The following is a 17604-nucleotide window of genomic DNA, read 5'->3' as shown; positions in this document are numbered from 1 at the left end:
AGCATGGTAAATTATCTGGTGTAGGTTCTTACAGCGAAGCTATTACGTTAGGGGATTTAGATAGTTTTACCTTTGATGGTAATACTGGCGATGAAATTACTTTGGTGTTGCGGGAGGTTGATACAACGGATATTTATCCTTTAATGACCCTGTATAAACCAGACGGTACATATTTTACTTACAGGTCGCATAATAGTGAGGCAGGATTATATGATTTGAGTCTACCGCTTGCGGGAACTTATACTATCGTTATTCAAGATGGTACCGGCGGTAGAAGCCAAATTGGCAACTATGTTCTTGAATATAATCTGCCAACTGCCGCTCCTGATCCACAAAAACCTGTTGCATCGGCGTCTTCAAAACCAACACTCTATAAAGATGAGATCATTGAGTTGGACGGTTCAGGTTCGTTTGACCCCGATGACTCGCCTGATCCATTGTCATTTAGTTGGACACTTTTGTCAGTGCCAACTGACAGTCTAATAACTCAGACAGATATTGTTGATGCGACTAATTCGATGGCAAGTTTACAACCCGATGTTTATGGCGAATATCAAGTTGAACTTAGCGTAAGTGACGGTTTGTTAAGTGATAGCGTTGTGGTATTTGTGCAGGTGACAAATAGAGTGCCAGTAGCCGATGCCGGTATTGATCAAAATGCAAAAGTAAACATAACGGTGCAACTTGATGGCAGCAACTCAAGTGATGCAGACGGTGACTTATTAACCTACCAATGGTCTGTATTATCGGTGCCTGTTTCAAGCGACATAGTTGAAGTAGAAAACTCAACTAGTGTAAATCCAAGTTTTTTACCAGATGTTGCCGGTGATTATGTGTTCGCTCTTGTGGTGAGTGATAATGAAAGATCCAGCCCAAGTGACAATGTAATAGTGCAAGTAGCAGAAGCAAACATCGCTCCTCAAGCCGATTTACAAGTCAGTGGTGAATTTCTCACAGGCACCTCGGTTACCCTAGACGGCAGGGCTAGTATTGATGATGACAATGGACCACAAGCGCTGACCTATGCTTGGTTAATTTTAAGTGTACCAACAAACAGTGCAGTGACTACGGCAGATCTGAATGGACAAAACACTAATCTGGCCAGCTTTACTGCAGATATAGCGGGTACTTATAGGGTTCGTTTAACTGTATTTGATGGTGAATTAAGCCACTCAGTGGACGCTAGTGTTTTGATTAGTGACGTGGTTGTTAACCAACCGCCAGTGGCTGATGCAGGGAATGACCAACAGCAAGAGTTAAGCAGTATTGTAGAAATCAGTGCTGCCTCCAGCTTCGATCCTGATGCTGGACCATTACCCTTGTCATTCAATTGGGTATTTGTCTCTCTACCTGTAGGTAGCAGTTTGAGCAGTGCCAGTCTCACAATGGACGCACAAGGTAATGCTCAGTTTATGCCAGATGTAGCTGGGGCGTATACGCTAGCTGTAACTGTAAGTGACGGTGACTTAACTGACATTGATTCGGTTGTTGTAACGGTAACTGAAAATCAATTGCCGGTGGCGGATGCTGGAGAGGATCAAAATATCGAGCTAGGTGCCAATATCGATTTAGACGGCACTGCTAGTTTTGACCCAGACAATGGACCTCAGTTGTTATCTTATGCATGGCAAGTTCTAAGTCGTCCAGCAACCAGCACTGTGGATATAGTGAATAGTGATAGCGTACTCGCTAACTTTCATCCTGACGTAGCAGGCGAATATATCCTTGAGTTAACAGTCAGTGATGGTCAAGCATCTGATACTGATGAAATGGTTGTAGAAGTTATCGCAATTGTAGCGCCTAAAATGTGTGATATGGATGGCAATGACTTTATTGACCGTTTGGATATTCAAGAGATTATGCAGCGCCGCAATACACCAGCAATGTCTGGATTTGACCCAGCGGATTGGAACCAAAATGGGCTGATTAATATACTCGACGCAAGAGGATGTGTTTTAGAGTGTGACTTAGCACGTTGTGGCATCAAACCTGAGTAAGAACGAATGATAAGCACAAGGATGTGCTGCTTTATCTACATTTATCAAACTTTTAAGATCCTAGTTAGTGTTGAAATTACAATCAAAATAAGGAATTTATTCATGTCGCAAGTAACAAAACATTTGAAACGGATGGCCATTACTATTCTGTTTATATGCAGTGTCAATCAAACTGCGTTTGCAGTTCCTATATTGTCGTTTAATAACGCCCAAGCAGATGTGAGTCAAGTGGCAAATATCGGAGATGTGGTCACTCTTGAACTGTGGTTTTCAGGGTTAGAATTAGATGATGTTGGCGGATTTGATTTTCTGCTAAGTTTCGATAATATGGTTAGCCCACTAAATTCAGCTCAGGCCAACTTAAGTCTGACCGATTTTGACATGTTTAATATTACGCCTTCTCTAGGTGCCCTCGAGTTTTCCGGGCTTTCATATTTGTTCGATTTATCTGACCAGGTCGACGAATTTATGTTGGCGACAATAAGCTTTGTGGCAAGTAATGTGGGAGTTAGTAATATCGTGTTGAGCAACTTGTTAATTTCCGATAGCCTTGCTGACCCAATAGATATTTCAGTTTTTGACGCTCAAATTGTCGTTAATGAAGATCCCAACATGACAGTTCCTGAACCTGCCTCAATAGGTATATTTATACTCGGCATATTGGGTTTAACTGCGCGCCATAGAACGAAAAAGCTGGATTAATATTCCTTATCACTATGCTCCCTTTTCAAGGGGGCCAAAATCAGGGGATGCAGCATAACCAGGGCAAATTGCATGTAATTTATCGCGAAAAATTCTCGCTCTTTGCTCATCCCCAAGGTACAGCCAACTTAGCGCTAAATGATGCAGAGAAACAGGATCTACAACATCGTTTAAAGCTAAGGCTTGCTGTTTTAGTGATGCTAACAGTTGTTCTGTTTGCATATTTGGAGAAAGCACAGTCACTAATACATACATAGCGAGGCGAGTTGCTCGCTGCATGACATTGGCTTCTCCTTGGTTGACTTCACGATCTAGCTCAGTCATGGCATTACGATAGGCGCTAAGTGCCTGCTCATTTTTACCTTGAATACGATATATACTGGCTACATTTGACCATAACTGATATAAGCCTGGACCACCTGATTGCTGTAACTGTTTGATCTGTGGTTCATAAATTGCTAAAGCCTGTTCGTTTTCTTCTAAATAGAAATGTAGAGTCGCAATATTAGAAAGTAATACGGCATATTCGGGTCGCAAGGCAAACGCTTGCTGGTAGTTTGATTTAGCGCTGAGCAAATCACCAACGCAAAACTGCAATGTGCCTAAGTTATTTAGTGTCTGAAAATTGACTGACAAACGGGCTGCATATTCAAATTGTTCAATAGCAGCGTATTGATCACCTGAAAAATAATATGCTCTGCCTAAGGTAAAGGGTAATTTCCAGTTATCTGGTTCTATTTTATTGGCAAAAGTCAGTCTATTTTTAATATCTTCCATTACGGCAGGATCATGACTTTTTAAAAACTCTCGCAGCTGATTTTCTGAGTATTTTTGTATTGCTGGTATACTATTTGGTTCAATGTCCAGTGCCTGCAGGTAGTGTTCGCGAGCTTCAGAAAACTCCCCTTTTGCACGCGCCAGATTTCCTAGTGCTACATTAATAAAAAGTGAGTTTGGTGCAATTTCGGCACCCTTGTCACAGTAGCGAGCTGCTTCTTCTAAATAGCTCTTACTGCTTGTTTCTATGCTTTGTTCTACGGATGCGAAACACATGCCGGCATATCCATAAACTAAGTTTGGCGCGCTACCAATTACTCCTTGAAATTCAGCCATACCCCGCAAAATAGCTTGTTCTGATCGCTCTCCTCCAAAATGCCTCATGCCACGTAAAAAACGCTGCAAAATCTGCCAATCGGCACTTTCAGTCTGAGGGGATTCGTTAACTAGTGTATTAATGCCACCTTCGAGTTGATCCTGTATATATTTTTCTGACGCTGATTTAGCAACAATAGCTGACAATAATTGTCGCTTGTTTTGATCTTGAGATAAAAATAAGCGCACGGCAAGATAGCGACCCACTTCAACTATTTCACCACTAATAACCAAATCAGCTTTTTTGCCACTGAGCAATTCTTGGGGGTTCCCAATACTGGCGTGCAACGCTGAACTGCCTGCAATATATTGAGTTTTGTTAGCTAATAGTTGCTCAACGTGGCGAGTTATGTCGACTCCACGGGGGCCTTTTATCGGGATCACAGCCACGACTTTATTTCTAAAATCGATAATGCCAGCAGGTAAAGGGTTATCTTCGAGACCGACGTTGGAAGACCAAAAACGGTCAATGACAATACTCCCTAGCACTACAAGTAAGACAACAACTAATGTGGTTTTAGATTTTTTAATTTTTAGGCCAAATATAGTGAACTCAGCATTCGATATTTTAGACGTAGGATAGGTGGGAGACTGTGTTGCAGGCTGCAAGGCTTGTGAGTGAGCAGTTAGCGTGGAGTTTGTATTAGGCGTGTGGTTATTATCTGGCTTTGGGTTATCAATCAGTTCGCCGCTGTCTTTGGGAACACTGCTATTATTGGGATAGTATTCCTCCAATTCCGCAGAGTCTAGATACAGTGTCCAGGCTTCTTTGTTCAATGCTTTGGCTACCCGCTCGATACTCAAAGGGTCGACAGAATCACCATGAAATACACGTCTGACTAATGAGCGAGGAGGTTTTTTTAAACCCTCTATTTTTTGAATTTTATCACTCACTTCCGTTTGCGACTTAAATCCTGCAGCTAATAGCGCTGCACGCAATTTTTTCTGTGACGCTCGGATACCTCTGGAGCGGGGATTATTGTTTGAAGTATCTGAGTCTTGTCCTTTAGTCACAAGATTATCCATTCTAATTGTATTAAACAAACATAACACAACCATTATTAAATTCACGTGCGAGAAATTTAACTACTTTTGACGTTTTTCTAACACCGTTAAATTTAACTAGCTTGAGTGTATTAAAGCCAATTAATATTACGGCTATTGTATTGATGTAACAATGACACCTATTTTTTATTCTAGAGTCATTTACCAAGGTTGGAAAAGTGAAAAGATAATCAGAATGAATTATCAGGATACGCAGGAAATTTGAGCAAGCATAAAAAATAGTCTGATCATTAGATCTTACAAGGCTAATGTATTTAAGTTTTAGCGGCTAACTACTATAAGGCTATAGTAGTTAGCCTATTAGCTTAGAGGGTTTAGCTAACTAACTTCTCACGAGCAATCGCACGATAAGCAATATCATCACGATAAAACATGCCGTTGCAGTTAATAGTTTTAGCCAACTTATAAGCATTTTGTTGGGCTTCGGTAACAGTATTACCTAAAGCAGTTGCGCAAAGTACACGGCCGCCATTGGTTGTCACTTTGCCATCAATATTCTTAGTGCCGGCATGAAAGATTTTACTATTGGCATCACCAAGTTCTAAACCGTTAATCACGTCACCTTTGTTGTAACTGCCAGGATAACCGCCTGCAGCAAGTACCACACCTACAGCCGCTCTGGTGTCAAAGGCAGCTCGAATATGGTCAAGTTTGCCGTCTAGGGCTGCTTCGATCAATTCGACTAAGTCAGACTGCAAACGCATCATGATAGGTTGGGTTTCTGGATCACCAAAACGACAATTGTATTCAATTACTTTTGGTGTGCCGTCGGCCATAATCATTAAACCCGCGTACAAAAAGCCTACGTAAGTATTACCTTCAGCAGCCATGCCTTCTACTGTGGGGTAAATGACTTCTTCCATTACACGTTGGTGAATATCGGGTGTGACTACCGGTGCCGGTGAATAAGCACCCATACCACCAGTGTTAGGCCCAGTATCACCATTACCTACACGTTTATGATCTTGGCTGGTTGCAAAAGGTAAAACATTTTTGCCATCGACCATAACTATAAAGCTAGCTTCTTCACCATCGAGGAATTCTTCGATAACTACGCGACTGCCTGCTTCACCAAAGGCGTTACCGGCTAACATGTCACGGATCGCATCTTCTGCTTCGGTTAATGTCATGGCAACAATGACACCTTTACCTGCGGCAAGGCCATCGGCTTTGACCACAATAGGTGCGCCTTTTTGTTGCACATAGGCAAGAGCAGGCTCAATTTCGGTAAAGTTTTGGTATTCACCTGTTGGGATATTGTGACGCTCTAAAAAGTCTTTAGTAAAAGCTTTTGAGCCTTCTAACTGAGCTGCCGCTTGAGAAGGGCCAAAGATGCTTAACCCTTTAGCTTGAAACGCATCCACTACGCCAAGAACAAGCGGCACTTCTGGACCTACTATGGTCAAGTCGATTTGGTTTTGTTCTGCAAAGGCTACCAAAGCAGGCACGTCTTCTGCGCCTACATCAACATTGGTGAGTTTGTCTTCAAGGGCAGTTCCAGCATTACCTGGTGCCAAAAATACCTGAGTTACTTTTGCCGATTGCGCTACTTTCCAAGCTAACGCATGTTCGCGACCACCGCCGCCAATAATTAATACATTCATAGGGATAGTTATTCTTTAGTGTTTTATTTAAGGCTTAACAAATTTAAGTGTCATACGTGAGCTTTCACCGATAGCTAGATATTTAGCTTGGTCTTTGTCACCCAAACGTAAACTAGGAGGAAGTGTCCATACGCCTTTTTCATGATCAGTAGTATCCAGTGAGTTATGATTAACATCACTCTGGGCAACTAACTTAAAGCCTGCTTTTTCAGCAGCAGCAACCACATAAGACTGTTTCATATAACCTGATTTTTTCTGCACTTCGTCAGCAAAACTTTCTGGTAGTTGGTGTTCAACCACACCTAATACGCCACCTTTTTTAAGGGCTTTAAAAAAGCTTGAGAACGCGCTATCAATACCTTCTTGTCCCGTTTGCATATACCAATTGTGTACGTTACGAAAGGTTAGCACTCGATCCAGTGAATTTGCAGGAGCAAAATCTGTCGCTTTGGTTGGGTGAAACGCTGTTACCTTAGTATTTTTGTAGTTAGCATCTTGACTAACTTTCTGCATAAAACTATCAACAGATTTTTTGTAGAAAGAGCTGCCGCCTTCTTCAATATAAAAATGCGCGGCATAAAACTGACCTTTCTCCTTTAAAAGAGGCGCAAGAATATTACTGTACCAACCGCCACCAGGGGAAATTTCCGCCACGGCCATATCTGGCTGCACATCGAAGAAGCGTAAGGTTTGTTGAGGATGACGGTATTCATCTCTAGAGCGTTCTGTAATTGAACGGTTTTCATGGTTAACGGCATCGCTAAGGGCGTCAGCAAATACTAGAGGTGAACTGAGTAAAGATAAGGCAATAGCAACTTTTAAGGTTCGTTTAAACATATTATTCTCTCATTTAGGTAAAAATGGATTTGAATAGATTGTAACGGTATTGCGCGTGATAGGTAACTAAAACCGGAGTCAATATTTCGCGCTATGACTCCGGTTTTTAATTCACAATATTAGTGTTTAAAGTGACGCATACCAGTAAAGACCATGGCAATACCATGTTCGTCAGCAGCGTCTATCACTTCTTGGTCACGCATTGAGCCGCCTGGTTGAATAATCGCACTGATACCAGCAGCAGCTGCTGCGTCAATGCCATCACGGAATGGGAAGAATGCATCAGACGCCATTACCGAACCTTCAACCTGCAAGCCTTCATCAGCTGCTTTTATTCCAGCGATTTTAGCTGAGTAAACACGGCTCATTTGCCCTGCGCCTACGCCGATAGTCATGCTGTCGTTGCAATACACAATCGCGTTAGATTTAACGTATTTGGCTACTTTCCAAGTGAACATCAAGTCTTTTAACTGTTGTTCAGTGGGTTGTACTTTAGTAACTACTTGTAGTTCGTCTTCTTCGACCATACCAAAATCGCGATCTTGGACTAATAAACCGCCATTAACACGCTTGAAGTCATGACCTTCAGTTAACTGACCTTGCCAATCGCCGCAGGCTAACAAACGTACATTTTTCTTGGCAGACACAACTTTAACGGCTTCATCACTAATAGTTGGGGCAATAATCACTTCAACAAATTGACGATCAACTATAGCTTGCGCTGTGGCTGCATCAAGTTCGCGGTTAAAGGCGATAATACCGCCAAAAGCCGAAGTTGGGTCAGTTTGATAGGCACGATTGTACGCACTTAAAATGTCATCACCTAAAGCAACACCACAAGGGTTGGCATGTTTAACAATAACGCAGGCGGGTACATCAAATTCTTTAACACACTCTAAGGCTGCATCGGTATCGGCAATATTGTTAAAAGACAATTCTTTACCTTGCAACTGAGTCGCTGTGGCAACCGATGCTTCTTGAATAGTATTTTCAACATAAAAAGCGGCACTTTGATGACTGTTTTCACCATAGCGCAAATCTTGTTTTTTAGTGAATTGCATATTGTAAGTGCGTGGAAATTCGCTGTGCTGATGACCACAGTTTGTTTCACATTCACTTGATTCAATCATGGCGCCAAAATAGTTAGCAATCATGCCGTCGTATTCAGCTGTGTGTTCAAATGCGGCAATGGCTAAGTCAAAACGTGTGGTTTTGGTAACTGAATTGTTGTTAGCCTGCATTTCTGTGATGACACGAGCATAATCTTTAGTGTTAACCACAATAGTGACATCGTTATGGTTTTTAGCAGCAGCACGCACCATAGTGGGGCCACCGATATCAATGTTTTCAATGGCGTCTTCTAAGCTGCAATCGTCATTAGCAACAGTGGCTGCGAAGGGGTACAAGTTCACTACTACTAAATCGATAGGTTGAATGTTGTTATCAGCCATAACTTGTTCGTCTTGTCCACGGCGAGCCAGAATGCCGCCATGGATTTTCGGATGCAAGGTTTTAACCCGGCCATCCATTATTTCTGGGTGACCTGTGTAATCCGATGCTTCAATTACAGTTAGGCCATTGTCACTTAATAATTTTGCTGTGCCACCGGTAGATAATAGCTCGATACCTTGGCTAGCCAAAAATTGGGCAAACTCAAGTAGTCCGGATTTATCAGATACGCTTAACAGGGCGCGACGAATAGGTGTTGCTGGTAAGTCTTGTTGCATGTTTGTTCCACTATAAAGGGCAAAGATAAAGGCAAAGATTTTGTATGCTTGTTTGTGGACTATTTGGTCATGCTTGTCACAAACAAAAAGAGCACCATAAGGTGCTCTTTAAATAAGACAAAACGTTTTAGTTCATGCCGTATTGTTTAAGCTTCTTACGCAAAGTGCCACGGTTGATACCTAACATAGTTGACGCTTTAGTTTGGTTGCCACGTGTGAAAGTCATTATTTCTTCTAACATTGGCGCTTCTACTTCGGCCATGACTAGCTCATATAAATTTTCGATGTTGGTGTTATCAAGTTGTTTAAGATACTTGTTTACCGCTTGTTTAACAGAATCACGAAGAGGTTTTTGAGCCTGTGTTTGCGAAGGAGTTGTTACCGTAGTGGTAAATGGAGAAGTTACATTTTGTTCGAACATATACAATCGAGCTCTTTAAGTTAGTCATATTAAGCAGCAGGTGAAACGAGTTCAGACACCGATGAAAGTGCTGGTTCACCTGCCAATTTATCAAAGTACATAGTTAACGCATCAAGTTGCTGCCTTGCATCTTCAATGGCGTTGAACTTTGCACGGAACAGCCTTTGCTGGTCGTGTTCGGCCAAATACCAGCCCACATGTTTGCGGGCAATTCTGCATCCCGTAAACTCACCATAAAACTGGTGAACATTGGCGACGTGTTCAAGCAAAACGCTGCTCACTTCTTCAATGCTAGGGGCAGCCAGTACTTGGCCTGTTTGCAAATAGTGTAAGATCTCGCGGAATATCCAAGGGTGACCCTGTGCTCCGCGACCGATCATCAGCGCATCTGCTCCGGTGTATTCCAATACGTGCTTAGCTTTTAGCGCGCTGGTTATATCACCGTTGGCAACAACAGGTATGGACACGGCTTGTTTAATTGCCTTAATGGTGTCGTATTCTGCGTCGCCTTTGTACATACAGGCTTTGGTGCGACCATGCACCGCTAATGATTGAATACCGTTGTCTTGCGCAATTTTGGCTATTAATAAGCCATTGCGGTTTTCAACATTCCAACCTGTGCGTATTTTTAAGGTAACAGGCACATCGACTGCTTTAACTACCGCCTGAATGATTTTCTCAACCAGTGGTGGATCTTGCAGCAATGCCGAGCCTGCTAACTTTTTATTCACTTTTTTAGCCGGACAACCCATATTGATATCAACAATTTGCGCGCCGTTACTTACATTAAATTGTGCCGCTTGTGCCATTAATTCAGGATCAGACCCTGCAATTTGCACCGAACGCACCCCCTCTTCACCTTCATGATCCATCCGTTGCTTGGATTTATCTGAATTCCATACCCTAGGGTTGGAAGAGAGCATCTCTGATACCACCAACCCAGCCCCTAGACGTTTACATAATTGTCTAAAAGGTCGGTCGGTAACTCCCGCCATGGGAGCCAGTATCAAATTGTTTTCTAAAGCATATGGACCAATCTGCATAATATAGAATGATTATCCTTCACATTTAATTGTGCAAAAATCGACCGTGCTCTAAAAAGGGGCGCAAGTTTAAGGGTTTTTTGTTGGCTTGGAAAGGCTAGTAATCAAACAATTTTGTACTTTTTTTAAGCAAATCATATTGACATTATAAAAAGAAGCTATTTATAACTGGTTAACCAGTAGTTGAAATAAAATCGTTATCAATTTGTAAATTATTAGGTTAAAAAATGCTAACGCTTGATGTTACCTAATAAGATATCTTTAAACATGACCCAATCACCTAATAAGCTGTAAAGGGGATATTTGAAGGTGGCGGGTTTGTTATGTTCAAAAAAGAAATGCCCTGTCCAAGCAAAGCCATATCCCAAAACAGGTAATAACCATAACAATGCCCATTGCTCTGTAAGTGCAACGTATGCGATTAAAACTAAAATCAAAGTTGAGCCAATAAAATGCAAACGTCGGCAGGTTAAGTTTTGATGTTCGGCTAGGTAATAAGGATAAAATTCAGCAAAACTGTTAAATTGTAGAGGCGCTTGTTGGGTCATGGCGGTTAACTTTTAGCTTGTTATTTAATTATAAAGTTAGCATAGCGAATCTCCGCAAAATGTCTACTAGGCGACATTTTAACATTTGCATCTAAATCAACGAATTGCTTGAGTTTCAATGATTTGACCCCATCCAAAGTTCAAGCAAAAGTATACGGACTCTATTATGAATAATGTGGTTGATATTACCCCAGAAAATTTCCAGCAAGTTATTTTGCAGGACTCGCAAACTCAAGTAGTGATGGTGGAGTTTTGGGCCGAAGGTTATGAACCAAGCCAACAATTGGCTCCAGTGCTAGCCAATGTAGCCGCTAAATTCAGTGGCAACCTGCTGCACGCTCGAGTGGACTGTCAACAACAGCAAGAAATCGCCGGGCAATTTGGTGTGCAAAATTTACCTACGGTGATTTTGGTAAAAGAAGGTCAACCCATAGACGGCTTTGCCGGTGTGCAAACCGAAGCAGAAATTATTGCCATCTTTGAAAAACATTTACCCAAGCCAGAAGACGCCTTATATGAACAAGCGGTTGAGCTAGTTAGCGCAGGCGATTACCAGCAAGCTTATACTGTGCTAAAACAAGCCCATGATATGAATGCGCAGCGCGCTGATATCAAGTTGTTACTTGCCGACTGCCAAGTTGAGCTAGGTCAAATAAAACAAGCCAAAGCTATATTAGAAACCATTGGTTTGGTTGACCAAGACGCCTTATACAATAGTATTTTGGGTAAAATTGAATTGGCCGAACAAGCTGCAGATTCACCTGAAATCAAAGCCTTACAAGAGCAATTGACGGCAAATCCTGATGATCTGGAACTTAAAGTGAAACTTGCGGTGCAATTGCATCAAGCCAATCAAATAGAAGAAGCCTTAGAGCTGATTTTGTCGGTTTTATATAAAGACCTTAATTTTGGTGAAGCTAAGAAGCTGACTTTGGATATGATTAATGCTTTACCTGATGGGGATCCTTTGAAGTCGAAGTATCGTCGCAAGGTTTATGGGCTGTTGTATTAGAAGTTGTGGGCTTAGGCTTAGGCTTTAGCTACGAGCTACGAGCGGAGAGTAAGCTCGCTTCGAGATTTGATTTTTATATGGAGACCGGCAGAAGCCGGTTTTTTTTGTAATGCCAGTTTAAGTTTGGGAGTAAGAGCAAATATTTTGGTGATGGAGATATTTAGGTCAATTCTCAAGTTGATATTTTCGATGTATTGGTAAGTCTGCGGTTAGAATTTTACTGCTTACCTTAAGCTGTCAATTTTCTAGAGTAGAACTGGGGTTAAAAATAGAGAAACTACCACTTGCTTTAGCTACTATTATACCATTTTCACGCAAAACACTTTCTGTATAACCAAGACGTTTGCCGCACTTTATTACTTCTGATTCACACACTAATAATCCTTTATACAAAGGGTTTAAATAGGATATTTTAATTTCTATTGTTGCACAGTACTGGTCTTTATTTAGTAGTGAAAATAATGCGGCTCCCATACCTGTATCTGCTAAAGCATAAGCTACCGCGCCATGTACGGCTTTCTGCGGGTTCATATGTTGAGCTTTGATCTCGAGGCTACATATACTTTTGCCATCCTCCATTTTATCCATGTTAAAACCAATTAAATCTGCGAATGGAAAATCAACTTTGTTCATAAAATTTCCTAGTTATTGAAAGATACTTAATAGGACAGACAAACCTACAACTCTGCAAGTGCGTATGCCCAACGGCAAAGTCCCTGCCCTATATTCAATTATTCGGCTGGAATACACAAAGTGATTTATATCATTTATACGAATGTAGGCCCCTAAACAATGTTAATTCGAAGATGCTTAACAGACGTAAGCTATTTTCAGAGAACTGACATTTCCTTAGATTAATACCCATTCCAATAAAGAAGTGTTCACTCAGAACACCCTGGCCATTTTTGTACTGCGCTGTCACTACTTGAAAGGTGATTGCTATTGTAAGCAAGGTCAACGAAGATAGGCGCAATAATAGTAGTGCTGGACTGTATGTATTAGCCCGAGCTCAAGTTATTTTACTTATTACTAAGGTTCATTATCGCTAAAGGCATGATGTTCGTTTTTCTGGCTTTTAGGTAAAGTGTTATGTGTCGCTGTATTTCGACAGCATATAAATAGCTATAATATTTTAATTTACAAATCATAAGGTTCAACAATGACCAAGATTAATGGAAAGGTCGAAGAGTTACTCGCCAAACATCCTAACTTATCACAAGAAGAAGCAATCAAGATCGTAACTGATAAAAATGAGCGCAAGAAGAAAAGGAGAATCGAAAAATCAGCTAGGAGCAACACCAAAAAACTTAAAAAGGAGACAACAACCCCTAACGAGGATGAGGCTTGATCATCAAAGTATCACTCAATGCTCGCCTGCAACTGAGCAGTGCAAAATGAATTTATGATAATAAGGTGAATGATACAAAAGTAAAAATTACTCGCGTATTCTGATATGTTTTAAGGGGGGGTATTGGTATTGGAATTGGGATTACTCAGGTTCACACTTTAATTTATCATTAATATAATGTGCAAAAGCTTTATCGATGAATTTATCATCAATAAGTGTTTGCATGGTATTTTCCATCTTTTTTATTGTTTCCTTGGCTATTTTAGAAGGGATATTTGGCGCTGTAGAAATCATCAAATGTGCAGTTTGATTATTCAATACTAATGGCTCTGCTGATGGCAATTATTTTTGTTTAGCCAGTACATATGAAATATTGCCGGCGCTAAATAACCATCTATGCGTTTAAAAAATAGCATTTTAATACCTTGGTCAGCCCTATTAACAGGTATAAAAGCCAGCACATCATCGTCTAACATTTATGCGAAATGTTCACCAAAGCTGAGTTTTGTTCCTCGTATACCCCCTATTTTTTTTCCTTGTAAATTTGACCAATTTAGTGGCGTTTGTTTTAAACTGATAATCGTATTTTTGAATGTCATGACTGGCAAGGATTGGATTACAAAAGGTGTAATTTGGGGGTTAGGAAAAAGAATAGTAACTGCAAACCCTTCTTGATTATTACTGAGGTTTTTTATTAATCTCTTGAAGGGGACAATATTAATATTAGTACTTTTCCGAGCTCCATCCGCCGCCCCAACTCTTTTAAAATATCAACATAAATCCCTTTCTGAGTATCATCTTCATAATAAGCAATTGGCTCAGAAGCAAAGGCAAATAATTGGATGTTGGGAGAGGCAAACAAATTGCTTGATGCCAATAAACAATAGAAAGCAACAAAGGTGTATTTCAAGTTGATAATCTTACTTTGTATTCCATTCGTAAATGAAACTATAGCTGATCTACCAACAAAGGTGGCAGATTTATACCTTAAATGATCTGGTGCAAAAAACACTCCTAAATGACATATGTTTTCTTAGTTTGCTGTGCCTAAAACACCTTAATCACTCGTTACCTAGATACCCATATCGGCATTAAAACTTTTTTTATTTACTAATACCGCAATCAAATGGCACCTTTCTTTAATCTAAGTCAATAAAACCAACATCAGTTCATTTTATTACTTTTTAAAATTGCTGGGATTAGTTAATCTTTAGCTCTTGAATTAAAATGGTTTTCACCATCTGACCTGAAAAATTCGGAAACTGTTTTGAATAAGGTCTTAGGCTTTAGTCGTTGTTTTCACCTCATTTAATATTAACCCCACTATCTCATTATTCTATTGAACTTTTAGACAGTGCGGCTGTATAGGGCAGCTATTTCAATTTTAGTTAGAAATCAATAAAGGAGTACAAATTGTTTTCCGCGTTAACAAAGTCTTTAGCTAGCAAAACTACATTTTCAGAAATTCAAACTAATGTTCTTGCAGGTTTAACTGTTGGGGTAATTGCACTGCCTCTTTCTATGGCTCTCGCCATTGCAAGTGGTGTTCCTCCACAGCATGGTTTATACACAGCTATAGTTGCTGGTATTATTATCGCCATTGGCGGTGGCTCGAAAGTTAATGTATCTGGTCCCACCGCTGCGTTTGTAGTGGTGTTGTTGCCGATTGTGCATCAGTTTGGCATTGGCGGTCTGTTAGTGAGTGGTTTTATGGCCGGTATCATTTTGATAATGATGGGCTTAGGTAAGTTCGGCAAGCTTATTGAAATTGTTCCTTATCCTGTCATTATCGGATTTACAGCAGGTATAGGTGTGGTTATTGGCACCATTCAAATAAAAGACTTTCTAGGTCTGGATATCGAATCTTTGGATGGCGATTATCTCGAAAAACTTATATTGATAGTGAATTCACTGCCGAGTATTGACTGGCAGGAGTTACTAATTGGTGGTCTAACTATTGTCACATTATTACTGTGGCCACGAATACGCTCAAAAATACCAGGTCATCTGATCGCTCTGCTTTTAGGCTCAGTCACTGCATGGTTACTAAGTTATTTTAGTCAGGATTTTTCTATAGCGACAATTGGTAGTCGATTTCACTATGAGATTAATGGCATAACTGGTAACGGTATTCCGGCAATATTACCAAGTTTCGAGTGGCCATGGAATTTACCGGGTGCCGACGGTACACCCATTGGTCTAAGTTTTGAACTTATCAAGCTGCTATTACCATCAGCCATCACAATTGCGATACTCGGATCCCTTGAATCGCTGTTATGTGCTGTGGTTGCCGATGGTATGACAGGCAAGAAACATAATTCGAATGATGAGCTTATTGGTCAGGGGATAGGGAACCTTATCGCGCCGCTATTCGGAGGAATACCAGCAACTGCAGCCATTGCACGTACCGCAGCCAGTATTAAGGCCGGCAGTACTTCACCATTAGCGTCGGTGGTACATGGTTTGTTTATTCTTGGGTCAATACTGGCGCTTACACCTTTGCTAGCTTATATACCTATGGCGTCGATGGCAGCACTGTTATTAGTGGTTGCCTGGAATATGAGTGAACCAAAACATTTTATACGCACAATTAAAATTGCTCCTAGAGATGATGTCATTGTTCTTATCTTGTGTTTTTTACTAACAGTCTTATTCGATATGACTGTTGCCGTTGCGGTAGGCATAGGATTGGCATCCATGTTGTTTATTCGCAGAAGCATAACCATAACCAATACAACTAAGATTGAGAAAAACCATGCAAGTTATGGTGAGATGCCTGATAGCATTGCTATTTATGACATTAACGGTTCATTGTTTTTTGGCTCTGCACAAAAAGCACTACAAGCCATTTCTACAGTTACGCCAAATCTCCGGGTTGTGATACTCGATATGACAGAAGTCAACATGCTTGATATGAGCGCTATTGTTACAATGGAGTCAATAAAAGAAAGCCTCGCTAAACAGCATATATACTTAATTATCAGTAATTTACATGAGCGGATGGCAGCGAAATTACGTCGCGCAGGCATCAGTGATAAACCAGATGAAATACAGTTTTCAGGGACTGTAGCTGAGGCTGTTGTTATGGCCAATAAAATGCTCTAATCGGGTAGCTATCTCTCTCCTCCAGTCCCAGCATACCCGATCAGCGAAGCACTATCTTAATGATAAGATTAAGATATGATATTGTACTTAAGCTGATCTTAACATTAAGGTTTGATTACTTAGGGAGGAATCAAAATGAGTAAAGAGTCCATCATTTACGACAGGTTTTCATGTAACAAATGTGCTGATAAAGGCAGTCTCGACTTTGATTTTACCATGGCTTTTCAGCCCATTGTTAACTGCTATAAAAATGAAATATTTGGCTATGAAGCGCTGGTTCGTGGGTTAAATCAAGAGTCCGCTTATTCGATTATATCCAAAGTGAACGATGATAACCGCTACCTGTTTGATCAGTTATGCCGAGTTAAGGCCATTTCATTGGCAGCAGAACTAAAACTTCAGTCTATGCTGAGCATAAATTTCTTGCCAAAAGCAATTTATCAACCCGAACGATGTATTCGTACAACATTAGACGCGGCCAAAAAATATAACTTTCCAACAGATAAAATCATGTTTGAGTTTACAGAAGTTGAAAAGATTGAGGATGTTAATGTTGTTAAGAAAATAGTGAAATTTTATGAAAAATTGGGTTTCATTACTGCAATTGATGATTTTGGGGCAGGTTATGCAGGTTTGGGATTATTAGCCGATTTTCAGACTTGTATTATAAAGTTTGATATGGGACTAATTCGTAATATCAACCAAGATAAACCACGGCAATTTATTATTAAAAACTGTTTGAATATGTTGCGTGACCTAGATGTTATCCCCTTAGCAGAAGGTGTTGAGACGCTAGATGAAATGCAATGGTTGAGAGGTGCGGGCATAGAATTGATGCAGGGTTACTTCTTTGCTAAACCTGGTTTCGAAAGTCTTCCTGAGGTTAATTTTGACGAATTAGTTTAGTTATTTATTGCTTTGTAATATTTCTATTTAGTTTGAAGCGCATTCAGAAATTTGTGTGTACATAAAGGTCGCGCTTTTTTGCACAGACAATAGGTGAATCACTTGCAAAGACGGCTATTTTTCTTTTAGTATCCAGC

The 17604-nt window shown here is 40.5% G+C and carries 16 protein-coding genes; 6 read left to right on the top strand and 10 right to left on the bottom strand.

The genetic code is table 11. The features are described from left to right. The coding region (locus GARC_RS10930) for a PKD domain-containing protein (protein WP_039989366.1) at positions 1-1997 on the top strand (1997 nt) is incomplete at its 5' end. Positions 1998-2099: 102 nt separating this feature from the next. Next, positions 2100-2699 (top strand): PEP-CTERM sorting domain-containing protein, encoded by a 600-nt coding sequence (locus GARC_RS10925; RefSeq protein ID WP_039989364.1) that lies wholly within the window; start codon positions 2100-2102, stop codon positions 2697-2699. Between the two features lie 12 nt (positions 2700-2711). Here GARC_RS10925 and GARC_RS10920 read toward each other — a convergent pair whose 3' ends face one another. The 7 genes from GARC_RS10920 to GARC_RS10890 form a co-directional block, all read right to left on the bottom strand. Then, entirely contained in the window at positions 2712-4865 is a 2154-nt protein-coding gene (locus tag GARC_RS10920; RefSeq protein ID WP_007619859.1) for a tetratricopeptide repeat protein, read from the bottom strand. A gap of 365 nt (positions 4866-5230) precedes the next feature. Then, on the bottom strand, positions 5231-6520 hold the full coding sequence (purD, locus tag GARC_RS10915; RefSeq protein WP_007619857.1) for a phosphoribosylamine--glycine ligase: 1290 nt from the start codon (positions 6518-6520) through the stop codon (positions 5231-5233). A gap of 27 nt (positions 6521-6547) precedes the next feature. Further along, positions 6548-7357: a class I SAM-dependent methyltransferase gene (locus GARC_RS10910; protein ID WP_007619855.1), complete on the bottom strand. Its 810-nt coding sequence runs from the start codon at positions 7355-7357 to the stop codon at positions 6548-6550. 119 nt (positions 7358-7476) lie between these two features. Next, on the bottom strand, positions 7477-9084 hold the full coding sequence (gene purH / locus GARC_RS10905; RefSeq protein WP_007619853.1) for a bifunctional phosphoribosylaminoimidazolecarboxamide formyltransferase/IMP cyclohydrolase: 1608 nt from the start codon (positions 9082-9084) through the stop codon (positions 7477-7479). A 127-nt stretch (positions 9085-9211) separates the two neighbouring features. Next, positions 9212-9505, bottom strand: coding sequence for a DNA-binding transcriptional regulator Fis (gene fis, locus GARC_RS10900; protein WP_007619851.1), 294 nt, complete (start codon positions 9503-9505; stop codon positions 9212-9214). A 29-nt stretch (positions 9506-9534) separates the two neighbouring features. Next, positions 9535-10548, bottom strand: a complete 1014-nt coding sequence (gene dusB, locus GARC_RS10895) for a tRNA dihydrouridine synthase DusB (protein WP_007619846.1) — start codon at positions 10546-10548, stop codon at positions 9535-9537. Positions 10549-10778: 230 nt separating this feature from the next. Next, positions 10779-11096 (bottom strand): DUF962 domain-containing protein, encoded by a 318-nt coding sequence (locus tag GARC_RS10890; RefSeq protein ID WP_007619844.1) that lies wholly within the window; start codon positions 11094-11096, stop codon positions 10779-10781. Positions 11097-11262: 166 nt separating this feature from the next. Here GARC_RS10890 and GARC_RS10885 point away from each other — a divergent pair, with 166 nt between their 5' ends. Then, a complete protein-coding gene (locus GARC_RS10885) occupies positions 11263-12108 on the top strand; it encodes a thioredoxin family protein (protein ID WP_007619842.1) in 846 nt (281 codons plus the stop codon). Between the two features lie 237 nt (positions 12109-12345). On the opposite strand, the gene GARC_RS10880 is transcribed toward GARC_RS10885, so the two are convergent. Next, complete coding sequence (locus GARC_RS10880; protein ID WP_007619840.1) at positions 12346-12741, bottom strand: PaaI family thioesterase; 396 nt, start codon at positions 12739-12741, stop codon at positions 12346-12348. 526 nt (positions 12742-13267) lie between these two features. Here GARC_RS10880 and GARC_RS10875 point away from each other — a divergent pair. Further along, positions 13268-13456 (top strand): hypothetical protein, encoded by a 189-nt coding sequence (locus tag GARC_RS10875; protein ID WP_007619836.1) that lies wholly within the window; start codon positions 13268-13270, stop codon positions 13454-13456. A gap of 141 nt (positions 13457-13597) precedes the next feature. On the opposite strand, the gene GARC_RS26740 is transcribed toward GARC_RS10875, so the two are convergent. Together GARC_RS26740 and GARC_RS10870 are read right to left on the bottom strand one after the other, a co-directional pair. Further along, positions 13598-13798 (bottom strand): hypothetical protein, encoded by a 201-nt coding sequence (locus GARC_RS26740; protein ID WP_153810913.1) that lies wholly within the window; start codon positions 13796-13798, stop codon positions 13598-13600. Positions 13799-14150: 352 nt separating this feature from the next. Next, a complete protein-coding gene (locus GARC_RS10870; RefSeq protein ID WP_007619830.1) occupies positions 14151-14366 on the bottom strand; it encodes a hypothetical protein in 216 nt (71 codons plus the stop codon). Between the two features lie 503 nt (positions 14367-14869). Here GARC_RS10870 and dauA point away from each other — a divergent pair. Further along, on the top strand, positions 14870-16561 hold the full coding sequence (gene dauA, locus GARC_RS10865; RefSeq protein ID WP_007619828.1) for a C4-dicarboxylic acid transporter DauA: 1692 nt from the start codon (positions 14870-14872) through the stop codon (positions 16559-16561). A 135-nt stretch (positions 16562-16696) separates the two neighbouring features. After that, the gene (locus GARC_RS10860) at positions 16697-17467 is read left to right on the top strand and encodes an EAL domain-containing protein (protein ID WP_007619826.1); all 771 of its coding nucleotides are present in this window, start codon (positions 16697-16699) and stop codon (positions 17465-17467) included. The last annotated feature ends 137 nt before the right edge of the window (positions 17468-17604 follow it).

Origin of the sequence: Paraglaciecola arctica BSs20135, assembly GCF_000314995.1 — a bacterium.
Lineage (GTDB): Bacteria > Pseudomonadota > Gammaproteobacteria > Enterobacterales > Alteromonadaceae > Paraglaciecola > Paraglaciecola arctica.
This window is presented reverse-complemented; position numbering and strand designations above follow the sequence as displayed.